Annotated in this window: 13 protein-coding genes; 3 read left to right on the forward strand and 10 right to left on the reverse strand. The window is 72.6% G+C overall.

Annotated features, from left to right (window positions below; genetic code table 11):
• Nucleotides 1–90 precede the first annotated feature (90 nt).
• Both ACXNSR_RS02890 and ACXNSR_RS02895 read left to right on the forward strand, forming a co-directional pair.
• Entirely contained in the window at nucleotides 91–1,389 is a 1,299-nt protein-coding gene (locus ACXNSR_RS02890) for a sensor histidine kinase (RefSeq protein WP_458640550.1), read from the forward strand.
• Nucleotides 1,382–2,014 (forward strand): response regulator transcription factor, encoded by a 633-nt coding sequence (locus ACXNSR_RS02895; protein WP_328786500.1) that lies wholly within the window; start codon nucleotides 1,382–1,384, stop codon nucleotides 2,012–2,014. Before ACXNSR_RS02890 ends, ACXNSR_RS02895 begins: the two co-directional genes overlap by 8 nt.
• A gap of 52 nt (nucleotides 2,015–2,066) precedes the next feature.
• Here ACXNSR_RS02895 and ACXNSR_RS02900 read toward each other — a convergent pair whose 3' ends face one another.
• The 4 genes from ACXNSR_RS02900 to ACXNSR_RS02915 all read right to left on the reverse strand — a co-directional run bounded on the left by ACXNSR_RS02900 (nucleotide 2,067) and on the right by ACXNSR_RS02915 (nucleotide 8,256).
• On the reverse strand, nucleotides 2,067–4,970 hold the full coding sequence (locus ACXNSR_RS02900) for a helix-turn-helix transcriptional regulator (protein ID WP_458640551.1): 2,904 nt from the start codon (nucleotides 4,968–4,970) through the stop codon (nucleotides 2,067–2,069).
• A gap of 206 nt (nucleotides 4,971–5,176) precedes the next feature.
• A complete protein-coding gene (locus ACXNSR_RS02905) occupies nucleotides 5,177–5,941 on the reverse strand; it encodes a thioesterase II family protein (protein ID WP_458640552.1) in 765 nt (254 codons plus the stop codon).
• A 477-nt stretch (nucleotides 5,942–6,418) separates the two neighbouring features.
• Nucleotides 6,419–7,084: a response regulator gene (locus tag ACXNSR_RS02910; protein ID WP_458640553.1), complete on the reverse strand. Its 666-nt coding sequence runs from the start codon at nucleotides 7,082–7,084 to the stop codon at nucleotides 6,419–6,421.
• Nucleotides 7,081–8,256, reverse strand: coding sequence for a sensor histidine kinase (locus ACXNSR_RS02915; protein WP_458640554.1), 1,176 nt, complete (start codon nucleotides 8,254–8,256; stop codon nucleotides 7,081–7,083). The genes ACXNSR_RS02910 and ACXNSR_RS02915 overlap by 4 nt, the downstream gene beginning before the upstream one ends.
• Before the next feature lie 401 nt (nucleotides 8,257–8,657).
• Here ACXNSR_RS02915 and ACXNSR_RS02920 point away from each other — a divergent pair, with 401 nt between their 5' ends.
• Nucleotides 8,658–8,942 carry a hypothetical protein gene (locus ACXNSR_RS02920; protein ID WP_458640555.1) on the forward strand — a complete coding sequence of 95 codons (285 nt, stop codon included), beginning with the start codon at nucleotides 8,658–8,660 and terminating at the stop codon, nucleotides 8,940–8,942.
• A gap of 110 nt (nucleotides 8,943–9,052) precedes the next feature.
• Here the strand turns inward: ACXNSR_RS02920 and ACXNSR_RS02925 are convergent, their stop codons facing one another.
• From ACXNSR_RS02925 to ACXNSR_RS02950, 6 genes are all read right to left on the reverse strand, one after another.
• On the reverse strand, nucleotides 9,053–9,952 hold the full coding sequence (locus ACXNSR_RS02925) for an alpha/beta hydrolase family protein (protein ID WP_458640556.1): 900 nt from the start codon (nucleotides 9,950–9,952) through the stop codon (nucleotides 9,053–9,055).
• Nucleotides 9,949–10,908, reverse strand: coding sequence for a ferritin family protein (locus ACXNSR_RS02930; RefSeq protein ID WP_458640557.1), 960 nt, complete (start codon nucleotides 10,906–10,908; stop codon nucleotides 9,949–9,951). Before ACXNSR_RS02930 ends, ACXNSR_RS02925 begins: the two co-directional genes overlap by 4 nt.
• Nucleotides 10,909–11,012: 104 nt before the next feature.
• Nucleotides 11,013–12,005, reverse strand: a complete 993-nt coding sequence (locus ACXNSR_RS02935; RefSeq protein WP_458640558.1) for a phosphatidylglycerol lysyltransferase domain-containing protein — start codon at nucleotides 12,003–12,005, stop codon at nucleotides 11,013–11,015.
• A complete protein-coding gene (locus ACXNSR_RS02940) occupies nucleotides 12,002–12,490 on the reverse strand; it encodes a hypothetical protein (protein WP_458640559.1) in 489 nt (162 codons plus the stop codon). Before ACXNSR_RS02940 ends, ACXNSR_RS02935 begins: the two co-directional genes overlap by 4 nt.
• Complete coding sequence (locus ACXNSR_RS02945) at nucleotides 12,490–12,936, reverse strand: type II toxin-antitoxin system RatA family toxin (protein ID WP_458640560.1); 447 nt, start codon at nucleotides 12,934–12,936, stop codon at nucleotides 12,490–12,492. Before ACXNSR_RS02945 ends, ACXNSR_RS02940 begins: the two co-directional genes overlap by 1 nt.
• A gap of 1 nt (nucleotide 12,937) precedes the next feature.
• A complete protein-coding gene (locus ACXNSR_RS02950) occupies nucleotides 12,938–14,212 on the reverse strand; it encodes an aspartate aminotransferase family protein (protein ID WP_458640561.1) in 1,275 nt (424 codons plus the stop codon).
• Nucleotides 14,213–14,226: the final 14 nt, after the last annotated feature.

The following is a 14,226-nucleotide window of genomic DNA, read 5'->3' on the forward strand; positions in this document are numbered from 1 at the left end:
GGGGCGGCCCGGCCGGGGGACGACCGATCGGTGGGACCGGCTGTCAACCGATCGACGGACACCGGCGAAGCTCGTGGTAGGACTGGTTCCGTGCACATAGAAACTCAGCCGGAGGTCGCGCGGACGGCCGCGAACTACGGTCCCGACTCGGGAAGCCGCTGGTTCGGTCTGTGGGACGGCTATTTCGCCGTCTCCTACCTCGTCACCGTCATTCTGCTGTTCACCTCGGCGGAAAGCCAGACCCACCGGGCCCTCGCCGTCGGTGCGCTGACGCTGATCGTGCCCTGGTACGCGGGGCTCGGCCGGAGGCTGATGGTCCACCGGACGTCGGGCCGGCGGAACATCGTCTTCTCCGCCGGGCTCCTGCTGTTGTTCGCCTCGTCCACCGTGCTCGATCTCGCGGGTTCCTTCGCGCTGTTCGCGGTGGTCCCCATGCTCATGATGAGTCTGTCGGTGCCGCCCGCGATCGTGCTGGTGGTGCTGGCCAACCTGTGGCCGGTGACGGTGGTGTGGCTGCGGGGCGGGGAGTTCGATCCGCACATCCTGTCGGTGCTGCCCATCTCGCTGCTCGGCATCGGTGTGTCGGTCCTGCTCGGCCTGTGGATCACCCGGGTGGTGCGGCAGAGCGCAGACCGGGGCGAGCTGATCAACGAGTTGCGGCGCAGTCGGGAGCGGGAGGCCCGGCTGTCGCACCAGGCCGGCATCTCGGCCGAGCGGGAGCGGCTGGCCCGGGAGATCCACGACACCCTGGCGCAGAGCCTGACCAGCATCATCAGCCTGGTGCAGGCGGCCGAGTCTGAGGTGGTGGACAACCCCGAGCGGGCGCGGTCCCGGCTCGGGCTGGCCGGCCGGGTCGCGCAGGACAGCCTGGCCGAGGCCCGCGGTTTCGTCTCCGCGCTGACGCCGCCGTCACTGCGGGAGAGCTCGCTGGTGCAGGCCGTACGCCGGCAGGCCGACCTGCTGATGGAGGAGACGGGGCTGGCGGTGCGGTGCACGGCCCGCGGCGAGGAGCAGCCGCTGCCGATGGCGGTCAGCGTGGTGCTGCTGCGTTCGGCGCAGGAGGCGTTCGCCAATGTGCGCAAGCACGCGACGGACGCCCGTAGGGTGGACGTCCTGGTGGCGTACGCGCCGGAGGCGGTGCGGCTCGTGGTGCGTGACGACGGCGCGGGTTTCCGGGCCGGCGACGGGCCGCGGGACCAGGAGCCGGCGGACGGCGCGCCGGAGCGCGAGCCGGACGGCGGGCGGAACGGTTTCGGGTTGCGCGGGATGCGCGCCCGGGTGGAGGAGATCGGCGGAATGGCACAGGTCAGCAGCAGCCCGGGGGCGGGCACGGTCATCGAGGTGACGGTGCCGCTCGCCCCGGTGGAGCGGGGGTCGGCCGATGAGTGAGCGCGAACCGATCGGGGTGTTGCTCGCCGATGACCACCCGGTGGTCCGGGAGGGCCTGAGCGCCATGCTGGAGCTGGACGAGGGCATCCGGGTGGTGGGACAGGCCGGTTCCGGTGAGGAGGCGGTGCTGCAGGCCGCACGGCTGAAGCCGGACATCGTCCTGCTCGACCTGCGGATGGGTGCGATGGACGGGGTGGCCGCGACCGGGCACATCCTGCGGGAGTCGCCGCGCAGCCGGGTGGTCATCGTGACCACGTACGAGGACGACGCGGACATCCTGCGCGCGGTGGAGGCGGGCGCGGCGGGCTACCTGCTCAAAGGCAGCTCCCGTGAGGAGCTGGTGCAGGCGGTGAAGGCGGCGGCGCGCGGTGAGACGGTGCTGACGCCGTCGCTGGCGCCGAAGCTGTTCCGGGCCCGGGTGGTGGAGGCGCCGGTGCTGTCCGAGCGGGAGCGCGAAGTGCTCCAGCTGGTCAGGCAGGGCATGACCAACGCGGACATCGGGCGCCGGCTGTTCATCAGCGAGGCGACGGTCAAGACGCACCTGCTGCGGTCGTTCAAGAAGCTGTCGGTGTCGGACCGCACGGCGGCGGTGATGGCGGCCCTGGAACGGGGCCTGCTGTCCTGAGGGGTGGGCCGGCCCCGGCCGCCCCCTGGCCTGTCCGGGGGCGGCCCGGCTGTCAGGCGATGCCCGGCAGGCTCAGGTCCCACAGCCGGGCGGGCAGGTCCCGGCGGCGCTTGACCTGCAGCTTTCGGTAGATCCGGGTCAGGTGCTGCTCGACCGTCGAGACGGTCACGTACAGCTTTGTGGCGATCTCCCGGTTGGTGTGGCCGCGCGCCGCGAGCAGCGCAACCCGTGCCTCGGCCTCCGAGAGCGACTCGGACAGGGTCTCGGCCTCCCGGGCGGGTTCGGCCTCGCGTCCGGCCGGCGCGGCGACCGCCTCTCCGTCGCCCTGCCCGGGGGTGAACTCCTGGCACAGCGGCTGCGCCCCGCAGGACTTGGCGACGTGCCAGGCCTTGCGTACGAGCATCCGGGCCCGGTTGAAGTCCCCGGCGGCGCGGTAGCCGCTGCCCAGCTCCCCCAGCGCGCTGGCGAGCTGGAGCCGGTCCTCGCCCTGCTCCAGGGCCTCCACGGCCTCGGTGAGGCGCTTGAGGCGGTACGTGAGGTCACCGCTGGTGCGGGCGAGCGCGTACAGCAGGGCGCCGCGCGGCCGGCTGCCGGCCGGGCCCGCTTCGCGCTGCCGCTGCTGCTCCACGTACTCGCGGGCGCGCGGCATGTTGCCGATGGCCAGCCACGCCTCGGCGGCGTCCAGGCGCCAGGGCGCCAGTTCCACGGCGTCCATGCCCCAGGCCTGCATCAGTTCCCCGCAGGTGAGGAAGTCGCGCAGGGCGGCGTGGTAGCGGCCGGTGGCGAGGTGGCAGCGGCCGCGTGCCCGCAGGTAGTGGAGGCCGAACTGGGTCTCCAGCATCTTCTCGGGCAACGGCTGTTCGAGCAGGCTCATCGCCTCGTCGAGGTTGCCCATCCGGGTCTCGGCGTCGATGAGGACGGCCAGCGGCAGCGCGATGCCGACGCCCCAGCACTGCACGGATATCAGGGACATGGCCTGGCGGGCCTGGGCGGCCGCGCCCGGCAGGTCGCCCTGGCGCAGGGCGACCTCGGCCCGGACCACGCCGAGCGCCGCCTGCCAGGTCGGTGTGTTGCGGGCGGAGCACTCGCCGAGGAGCCGGTCGGTCCAGGTGAGCGCGAGGTCGAGGCGGCCGGCGTAGACGAGGGTCAGCGCGGCGATGACGAGGGGGGTGAGGGTGCGGTCGCTGAGGTGGTAGCGCTGGAGCACCCGGGTGGCTTCGGCGACGGCCGCCTCGCCCTGGCCGCCGCGCAGCGCGGTGCGCATGGCCTCGACGGCCGGGACGTGGGCGTCGTCGGGCATGTCGTAGGAGGCCGTGCCCGGCGCCGTGACGGTGGCGTGCGTACGCGGGTCACCGGGCCGGGAGGGGTGCGCGGGCCCGTCGGTCGCGAACACCTCGCGGACCGGGGGGCTGACGAGCGAGAGCCAGCTCTGCGCGGCGGCGAGGGTGCCCGTCTCGTACGCGAAGGGCTGCCCGGCGTCCAGGGCCTTCTGGGCGGCGCTCTGCAGGCGGCGGACGGCTTCGCCCGCCTGCCGGGCCTCGCCCATCCAGGCCAGGCAGGTCACGGCGTGGAGGAGGTCGCGGTCGGTGAGCCGGCCGGCGAGGAACTCCCGGGACAGCTGGCGCAGGTGGCCTTCGGCGGCGACGGGGCTGCTGCGCCAGACGATGCTGACCAGGCGGGATTTCAGCGCGGTGCGGCTGGGGCCTTCGGGGCTGGAGTCGACGGCCAGTTCCCCGCAGCGCAGTGCGAGTTCGGGGTCGTCCTCGACGAGGGCGTATTCGGCGGCCTCCTGGAGGACGGGGATCGCCCACTCCTCCACCTGTTTGCGGGCGGCGAGCAGGTGGCGGGCGACGTCGAGGGCGGCGGCCCCCTCCTGGTGGAGCAGTCGTGCGGCGCGCTGGTGGAGCACGGACAGCGCCCCGGGCGGGGTCGCGGCCAGCACCGCGGTACGGGTCGCGCTCTCGCGGAAGGCGTCGCCGCGCAGGATTCCGCAGCGGCCCAGGTCCTGGACGGCCAGTTCGGCGGTCTTGATGTGGACGTCGGTGATGCGGCTGAGCAGGAGGGGCGGGCAGGCGTCGCCGAGGACGGCGATGCCCCGGGCGACGGCCAGCATCTCGGGGTCGCCCCGGTGGAGGCAGTCCAGCACGGCGCGCTCGAAGGTCTCGGCGGGGACGAGCGGCTGGAAGGGCTCGCTGTCGCCCAGGGCCGCGACGCCGTCCTCCAGCAGTGCCTTGATGAGCAACGGGTTTCCGCCGGTGGTCTCCTGGCAGTCGGCGGTGACCCGCTGGGCGGCGGCGGTGGAGAAGTGGCCGGCCAGCATGCGTGCGGTTCCGTCCGCGCTGAGCAGGGACAGCCGGATGCTGGTGCAGTTGGGCTGGCGCTGGAGTTCGGCGTGGAAGGCGAGCTGGGCGGGCAGCAGCCGTACGGCCTCGGTGAGGACGATGAGGACGCCGGCCTGCCGGACCCTTCGGGCGAGGCACAGCAGGAACGCGCGGGAGAGTTCGTCGCCGTGGTGGACGTCGTCGACGGCGATGACGACGGTGCGGTCGCGGGCGATCCGCAGGAGCGAAGCGCAGACGTACGGGAGGATCCGCATCCCGGCCTCGACGCCGCCGGCGGTTCCGGTCGCCGGGTCCTGGGTGTCCGTCACCGTGGTGCCGAGGCTGTCGAGCAGGGCGGTGGACTCGGCGTGGACGCCGGGCTCCAGGGGGGCGATGCTGTCGAGGATGCGGCGCAGGATGCCGAAGGGGAGGTAGCGCTCCGCGCGGGAGCCGGCGGCCTCCAGGACCAGAGCGCCGTCCGCGATGGCCTGTTCGGTGAAGTGTTCCAGCAAGGTCGTCTTGCCGGCGGCGATGGGCCCGCTGATGACGGCGACGCGTCCGCGGCCCCGCCGGGCGCTGGCGAGCAGGTCGTTCAGTGTCTCCCACTGCTTCTCGCGCTCGGCGAGCCTTGCCACCACTGCGTTCCCTTCCCCCGGGATGTCTGAACTTGCCCTGCACTGCACTGCGTCGCGCCTCCTTGGGCCCCTGCCCCTCGGGCGGGGACGGGTCCGGGGCGGGTCTGCTCCTCCGGTGCGGGGAGGGCTCTTCGACCCGGCCTCGGGCCCCTCTCGTGCGTTCACTGCCGGGTCGGCCGCCGGTCGTGCGGCGTCCCGGCGGCGGCTCAGCCCTTTCGGGTGGCCGCTGCGAGCTCCTCAGAAACGATCTTCAGGATCTGCGCCTGGTGCTGGGCGAGGAAGAAATGGCCTCCGGGGAAACGGCGGATGTCGAATCCGCCGAGGGTGTGCCCTTCCCAGGCTTCCGCTTCCTCGCCGCTGGTCCGCGGGTCGGACTCGCCGGTCAGCACGGTGATCGGGGTGTTCACCGTGTCCTGCGGCGTGGCGCGGTACTTCTCGATCGCGGTGTAGTCACTGCGAATGGCGGGGAGCACCATGCGCAGGATCTCTTCGCTGCCGAGAATCGCGGCCTCGGTTCCGCTGAGTTCCCGCATTTCGGCCACGATGCCGTCGTCATCGCGCAGATGCACGGTTTCGGGGCGGAAACTCGACGGTGCACGGCGGCCGGAGGCGAAGACACGGACGGGGGTGATGCCGTGGTCGCGTTCCAGCCTGCGCGTCACCTCGAAGGCGAGGACGGCGCCCATGCTGTGGCCGAAAAGGGCCAGCGGGCGGTCCACCCAGGGAAGAATTGCGCTGGTCAGGGCGTCGGCGTAGACGCCGATGTCGGTGATCCCCGGCTCGTGCCGGCGGTCCTGGCGTCCGGGGTACTGGACGGAGAGGACGTCCACCGCCGGGGCCAGCGCCTGTGACATGGGGAAATAGAAAGAGGCGGATCCGCCGGCGTGCGGCAGGCAGACCAGTCGTATCGGGCTTTCGTCCGCGGCGTGATAGCGACGGATCCAGCCATCGGCATTCTGCTTGTCGATCAAGGGGATGAAGACTCCCTGTTCCGGTGCGGAAGTGGCATGCGGGTTCGAAGGTTCGAACTCTTTCACCACTTCCGTACGCGCGTGCTCCGTTGCCCCCATGTCTAGCAGAGCGTCAATGCCGCCAGTACCCCTACATTGGACCCCTAGCCCGTCCGTTTCCCGTGGGCGGCCCTCATCATTTGCCGACAGACCCCGGGCAGTACGGGTCAGTTGCCCGCTCGTAGGTGCCGGTCCGGCACTGGGCCGCTACGCGCACGTCTGCCTGGCCGGGCTGCGCTCCCATGCCGAAGATGACCTGGATGCGGACGGCCTGGCCGCACTGGACACCCTCCTGGACCGGAACCACCCGCTCGGCATCACGCGCCGCGGCGACCTGAGCGTCCGTACGAGGCGCACCACCCGGATCGCCCGCCGCCCGTAGGCCGACCGGCCCGAGCGCCTTGCCGCGCCCGGGGTGGCGGCCGGTCCCGCGTCGTGTCAGGCGAGCTGGGCGTCGTGGGCGATGATGGCCACCTGGGTGCGGTTCGCCGCCTCGAGCTTGGTCATGATCCGTCCGATGTGGACCTTCACGGTCGACTCGCTCAGGTACAGGTCGCCGGCGATCCCGGCGTTGCTCAGGCCCCGCGCAACCGCAGCGGCGACCTCGCGTTCCCGGTCGGTGAGCACGGTCAACCGGCGACGGGCCGTCTCCGCGGCGTCGTTGCCGGAAAAGGTGCTGAGCAGCCGCTTGGTGATACGCGGCGACAGCATCGCCTCGCCGCGTGCCAGGACGTGCACGGCACGGGCCAGTTCCCGGGGCGGCGTGTCCTTGATCAGGAAGCCCGCCGCGCCCGCGCGCAGCGCCGCGTGGACGTACTCGTCGAGGTCGAACGTGGTGAGCACGCCGACGGCGGGCGGGTCGGGTGTGGCGAGCAGTCGTCTGGTGACCTCCAAGCCGTCGACGCGGGGCATCTGGATGTCGGTGAGCACTACGTGCGGGCGGTGCCGGGCCACCAGGTCCACGGCGGTGTCCCCGTCGCTGCCCTCGGCGACCACTTCGATCTGCGGGTCGGCGTCGAGGATCATCCGTACGCCGCTGCGGACGAGTTCCTCGTCGTCCAGCAGGACCACCTTCACCGAAGCGCCGGGCTGGTCATCCATCATGCGGGCTCCTTGGCGACGGTGGATACGAGCGGGAAGGCTGCGTGGACACGGTAGCCGCCCTCCGGGGTCGGGCCGGTATGGAGCGTGCCCTGGACGAGTGTGACGCGTTCCCGCATGCCGAGCAGGCCGTAACCGGATCCGGGCACGGCATGGCCGGCCGGGCGCTTGCCGCCGCGTCGATTGGTCACGGTGAGCTGCAACTCGTCCTGCTCGTGCACGAGACGGACGTCGACGCGGGCGTGCGGTGCGTGTTTGGCGGCGTTGGTGAGGGCTTCCTGGGCCACCCGGTGGACGGCGCGGCGCACTGCCCCCGCGACCAAGGGGAGTTCCACGGCCGTGTGCAGGTGGATGTTGCCGCCGGCGGCAACGCAGTCGCGCACCAGCGCGGAGACGTCCGCCTGCACGGAGCCGTCCGCCTGCACCCCTCGCACACCGTCCGACGACTCTTGCCGGTCGTGGCGCAGGACGTTCAGGATCTCGCGCAGCTCCGTCAGGGCTTGGGCGCCGACATGCCGGATGACCTCGGCGATCTCGATCGTGCGCTCATCCGTGGCGGTCACGCTCAGCGCGCCCGCCTGCAGGGCCATGGTGCTGACGCGGTGGGCGACCACGTCGTGCATCTCCCGGGCTATTCGCCGGCGCTCGGCGGAGACCGCCCGCTCGGCGAGCAGGTCGCGCTCCCGCTCGGCCTGCCGTGCGCGTTCACGCAACGCGGTCAGCAACGTCTGCCGCTGGCGCATCCACAGCCCGCCCAGAACAGGGAGGGCCAACCAGGTGGGTGGAAGCAGGAGTTGGTAGAGGACACCGTCCTCCGGCGTCGGATCCCAGGCAACGGTCACCGTGCCGGCCGCGGTGAAGAGAAAGGACAGCAGGGTACGCAAGCGCCATCCCCATTGCCGGGCCACCGTGTAGCACACCACCATGGCCGGGAAAGCTCCCCAGCTCCAGCAGAACAGCGGCATCGCCACCACGGGCAGCCACGGGAAGCGACGGCGTACCAGCAGGGTCGGCAGAGCGACGAAGAAGACCAGGAGCCTCCAGGGGCTGCCTCCGGCGGCAAGAGCCGGCACCGTGCATCCGGCCACCACCCCGATGTCGAGGGCGAGATACGCGGGTCTGCTCTCCCACCAGGACAGCCAAGGGCGGTCCGGTCGGGCGGCGAAGATCTTCACCGGACCGGATCCTAGCCGGACGCGCCGGACCGTCACACGTCCCGTCGGCAGAACAGGACGCCAAGGCGATCGACAGCGTCGCGTTCCGTGTCACCCCGGCCAGCGCCAGACCCACCGGTGCGCACAGCACCGCGCTGCTGCGCCGACGCACTCGGCGGCGGGACCGGTGAGGAGGCGAGCACGCTCATCGGGGCATCGATCGGCCGGGCAGGACCGGTACGACTTTCGGGTGACCCGCAACGAGCTGAAAGAAGAACGTGAACGGCGACATCGCCGGGTGACGATACGGCGGTCGAACGGAATGGCCCGGCTCAACGCCCAGCACCGACCGACACGCACCAATGCCTGGTCAACACTCCATGGAGACCGGCACGCAGCACGAAGACAAGGAGTCAACCCCCATGCGTCATCGCCTTGCCGCCATCACCCTGACCGCCGCCCTGGCCGGCGGTGCCCTGCTCGCGGCAGTACCCGCACAGGCCACCCCCACCCAGCAGACCGGCACCGCAGCCGCAGCCGCCAAGCCCCGCCACGACATACCCGCGCTGCTCCATCACCTGGAGTACCTGTACAACAAGGCCGTACACCTGGACCAGCTCGGCCAGCACGCAGACGCCGAGCGCACCCGCTCCGAAGCCGCGCTGCTGAAGGCCCTGATCGACAACCTCATCAAGTCGGGCGGCTGACCCGGCGCCGGTCCCGGCAGCGGGGTGGGGCCTCGCATACGGTCACCGCTCTGTGTGTCCGCGCACCACACCGCGGGCGCGGACCCCGGCCGGGGTCCGCACCCGCCGGGTCAGGCCGGACCGGGGTGCTCGGAGGTACGGCGCAGCCAGGTGGTGAGGTGCTGTGCCATGCCCTTCGCGTCGCGTGCCCAGCGGGTGTGGCCGCGCAGGGCCGGATCGGCCGGGGTGTGGTGGACGCGTTCGACCGCGCAGTCCGCGAGGCGGTCGCACAGGGCGTCGACCGCCGTCGGCGGGGCCAGGGTGTCGGCGGCGACCGACACCGCGAGCACGGGCAGCCGGACCTTGGCGAAGGCCGCCTCGTAGTCCATGTCGGCGCCGGTCGGCTCGAACCTGCCGGTGCGTCCGATCCTGGCCCAGTCGCGCATCACGGCGCCGGACTGGCGGCCGCCGAAGCCGAGCCGGTGCCCGGGGTAGTAGCCCAGGACGACACCGAGGAGCGCGGCCAGTTGGGTGCCCAGGAGGACGCCGACCCGACGCAGGCCCCGGAAGCTCCGGTGGTGCACGGTTCCCGAGGCGACCAGGATCAGCCCGTCCACGTCGGCCTCCGGCCGGGCGACGTACAGCAGGGACACCTGGCCGCCGATGCTGTGGCCGAGGAGGTGCACGGGCGTGCCGGGCGCGAAGAGCTCCCGGGCCGTCCGCACGAGCCGCGGCCAGTCCTGGGCGGCGAAGTCCTGGTACCCGTGGCGCGTGCCGCGCCCGGAGCGCGGGACGGACTTCCCCTGGCCGCGCAGGTCGGTGGCGACCGTCGCGCAGCCCTGCCGGGCCAGTTCCCCGGCCAGCGGCGCGTAGTACGACGCGGAGACGCCGAGGGCCGGCCAGAGCAGCACCACGGCCTGCACCGGGCCGGACTCCGGGCGGGTCACCTGCGCGACGATCCGGCCCCGGCCGCCGGAGTCGTCCGTCCAGGGGACGACGAGCTCGTCGGTGGTGGTCCGCCGCTCCGTCATCCGACGGCCCCGTCGAGGAGCATGTACCGCAGCCGGGTGTCCTGGGTGCGCGCCGACCAGGACTCGGCCATGACCATGCGCTCCTCGACGGTGGTGTCGACGAGCCGCCGGCCCTCCCAGACCTCGTAGTCGCCGAGGAGTCCGGCCGCGTCCCTCAGGCCCTCCTGGAAGAGGGTTTCGCGCCGGTGCAGGACGCGCTCCATGGGCAGGTTCTCCCACAGCCGGCGGCCGCGGCGGATGATGTCGAGGAGCCGGCCCTGCTCCTCGGGGTGGTCGGTCAGGTGCTGCCGGACGATCGCACTGCCCACCGCCAGGTGCCGGATCTCGTCCATGTTGGCGCCCCGCTCCACGAGGGCGGCGCCCGGGTCGAGCCGGCGCCACTTGCGCTCGCTGAGCTCGGCGGCGGGTGCCAGGACGCCCTCGACCAGCACGGTCAGGACCAGGACGCCGCCGTAGAAGTCGCCCTGGTCGCGCAGGACGGTGAGACCGAACTCCTCGAGCGGGTCGAGCACGTCGGCGGCGGCCCGGCCGGCCGCCTGCTCGACGGTCCGGGCCAGGTCTTCGGCGGGCACCCCCAGGGTCAGGAGGTGGTCGCGGAACGCCCGCGCGTGCCGCGCCTCGTCGACCAGCTGGGTGGTGAAGAACTCCAGGCAGGCCGAGTCGGGCGCGTGGTGGACGAGGAAGCCCAGGGCGCGCGTCGCCTTCTCCTCGGCGAGGTGGCGGAAGGCGAACTCGTCGATGACGGCGTCGCGCAGCGGGCCGGCGGAGCGGACGAGGTCGGTCGGCCCGGGGTCCTTCACCGTGCCGTCGTTGAGCCGGCGCAGCATCGTGCCGGCGACGTGCTCCAGCCAGTACGGCAGATCGCACTGCTGCGGGGTGAGTTCGAGGTCGGCGGCCCCTTCCAGGACGCTGGGCGCCCGGTCCCAGTCGGTCTCGACGGGCTGGTGTTGCGACATGGGTTCCTCCGGATCGGTGGAGCGAGAAGAGCGAGAAGAGCGAGAACGGGGAGAAGGGAGCGAAGGGGGCGAAGGGGGATTGCTCGGGGGGCCGAAACCAGCCCCTAGAGCGAGTTGGTGATGCGCAGCAGGTTCCAGACACTGCCCGGCGTCGGGCCGCCCTGGAACGCGGCGAACTCCGGTTCGACCACGTGCGGCGCCCACTTGAGCTTGAACGCCTCCTGTGTGCGCGCCGGATACACGGCCTCGCCGTGCTCGGCGATCAGGCGCAGGGCCCGGGCGAGTACCGGTGACGCGGACGCCGGGGCGTGGGTGTCGGACAGTCCCGCGAAGGGTGTGAGGCCCAGGTGCAGCCAGCGGACGCCTTCGGTCCGGAACCGTTCGAGCGCGATGAGGTTGATCAGTTCCACCGTGCCCACGGGCGCCGCCGGGGAGCGGCGCGTGAGGTCGTACAGGTAACCGGGCCTGGTTCCCCAGGCAGGGGAATACGTGACGTAGCCGACCGCGCGGCCCTCGACGCGGGCGACGAAGGTCCGCCGCAGGGGCGCGGCGAGCCCGCCGCGCTCCCCGATGAGGAAGGCGAGTTCCTTCACGTGCCGCCCCTTGGCGCGCAGCCATGCCGCGTCGATGGCGTCCAGCTCGGGCTGCGGCGCCAGGGAGTCCTCCTCCACGACGACCACGCCCTCGCGGCGGGCCCGCGACACGTTCTGCCGCACCTTGGCGAGGGCCTTCCCGCGTACGGTGAAACGCCCCAGGTCGATGCTGTACGACGTACCGATCTGGTTGACGCGGAAGCCGTGCGCCTCGTACCGGGCGACGTCGTCGGCGCGGAGCTGCGCGGCCGTCAGGCGCGGGGGCCGCCGGCCTCCCCCGGCCAGTTCCCGCAGCAGCTCCTCCAGCAGCAGGTCCCGGTCCGCCGGGGCCGCGAACGGCCCGGCGAACTGGACGGTGTGCCGGCGGCCACGGCGGTACGCGACGACCCCCGGCACGCTCTTGCCGGGCCGGCGGATCGTGCCCGTGTTGAGCGCGAGTACGCCGCTCGGGTGGTCCGCGTGGGCGGCGACGAGACCGAGCGCGTCCGTCGCCGGCGCCGTCACCGGGCCCCGCTTCCCGCCGCGCCCACCGCGTCCGCCGCGTCCATGGACCGGTGCAGCTCCTTCTCGAAGGTGGCGAAGGCCGGGTGCACCTCGGGCTCGAAGGGCACGCTGAACGGCTTGAAGAAGTTGCCGAGCAGCCCGCGGTCGCCGCACAGGTGGATCGGGACGGCCAGCAGTGCCCACTCCGGGCCCACCAGCCACGCCCACAGGGCGACCACGGCGCCCGCGGTCAGCCAGCTGTGCATGGTGTTGTAGAGGACGTAGTACGCCTTGGGTACCGGCCCGCCCCTGGCCCTGCGGTGGGCCAGGGCGCCGGGCAGATAGCCGAGGACGTCGATGTAGGCGAACAGGGCGACGGCGACGGGCCAGCGCACCTCGTCCCAGTGGGCGACGAGCAGTCCGGTGCTGAGCAGCAGGCCGACGGTGTACTCGGCGCGCAGCAGCCGGAAGGTCGTGCGGGTCTCGAACCGGTTGACCGGGTCCATCAGGCCGCCACCTCCTGCCCGCCGATCAGGGCGTGCAGGATGTCGCCGATGGTCGACCGCAGGACCCGTTCGGCGACCGGGTCGACGATGTTGGCGAGGGTCGGCAGCCCGAAGTCGAACTCGGCGCCGAACTCCACCCGGCAGCCCGACGCGTGGGGGCTGACCCGCCACTGGCCGTCGAAGGTGTCGAAGTCGCCGCGCGTCTGCCGGAAGGAGATCGTCATCGTGGCGTCGTCGAAGACGTCCTCCTCTTCCCACGCCAGGACGCCGCCCCGGAAGTCGACCTCCCAGTCGCTGTTGAGGGCGCCGCCGCCGGCGTCCGGCCGGACGCTCACCCGGCGCACGGTGTCGACCAGGTCGGGGTAGCGCGCGAAGTCACCGATGCGGGCGTAGGCGGCCTGCGCCGTGACGTCCGGGGAGTAGTGGGTCAGGTGGACCGACCGCATGTCAGGAGGTTCCCTTCTGGGTGGGGAAGCGTTCGCCCAGGGTCCGGGCCGCTTCGAGCAGTGCCGCCGCCAGCTCCTGGACCTCCGCCTCGTCGAGCACGGCGGGCGGAGTGAGGCGCACCACCGCGTGGGCGTTGAGCGAGTGGTTGACGATGACGTTCCTGTGCAGGAGTTCGAGCAGGAACTCCCCGGCCAGGCCCGGGTCATGGAACTCGACACCGATGAGCAGGCCCGCACCGCGGACCTCGCGCACCAGGTGCGGGCAGTGCGCCGCGACGGCCGTCCGCAGCGCGGACAGGATCCGCTCGCCGAGCGTGCGGGCCCGGTCGACGAGGCGTTCCTCGTGGATCGTCGCGACCGCCGCCTCCACGGCCGCCATCGCCACGGGCGCGGCCGAGAACGTCGAGGTGTGGATGAACGGGTCGCGGTCGAAGGGGGCGAAGGCCTCCTCGGTGGCGACCGCTGCGGCGACCGGGATCACCCCGCCGCTGAGCGCCTTGCCCACGAGCAGGACGTCGGGCACGACGTCTTCCCGGTCGGCGCCCCACCAGGCGCCGAGGCGCCCGAGTCCGGTCATCACCTCGTCCAGGACGAGGAACGCGCCCTGCCGGCGGCAGATGTCGCTCACCTCGCGGAGGTAGCCCTCCGGCGGGATCACCACGCCCGCCTCGCCCTGCACCGGCTCCAGGATCACGACGGCGTCCGAGGCGTCGGCGCCGAGCGCCCGCGAGAGGGCCGCCGCGTCCCCGTACGGCACGTGCGTGGTCGCGGGCAGCAGGGGCAGGAACGGGGTGCGGTAGAGGTCGTTGCCGGTGGCGGACAGGGCCCCGAGCGTCTTGCCGTGGTAGCCGCCTCGCATGGCGATGACGCGGTACCGGCCGTGGCTGCGGGCCAGCTTCAGCGCCGCCTCCACGGCCTCGGCGCCGGAGCCGCAGAAGTGCATCCGGTCGAGGCCGGGAGGGGTGAACCGGGCCAGCGCGGCGGCGGCACGTCCGGCCGCGGGGTCGAGCAGCATGCGGGTGGACAGCGGGTGCGTACGGATCTGGCGCTCCACCGCCGCGACCACGCGCGGGTGGCAGGCGCCGGTGAGGAAGACGCCGTAGCCGCCGCAGTTGAGGAAGGAACGGCCGTCCTCGGTGAGCACCCGGGCCCCGGACGACGACGCCTCGACGTGACCGCCGAACATCTCGCCCAGCCGGCCCCGTCCGCTGCTGAGATGGGTCTTGTACAGGTCGGCGGTGCTCCTGCCGCCGGCCGGGGCGTCGCTGCCGCTCATCGTTGCCTCCTGGG

The organism is Streptomyces sp. NC-S4, assembly GCF_054353315.1.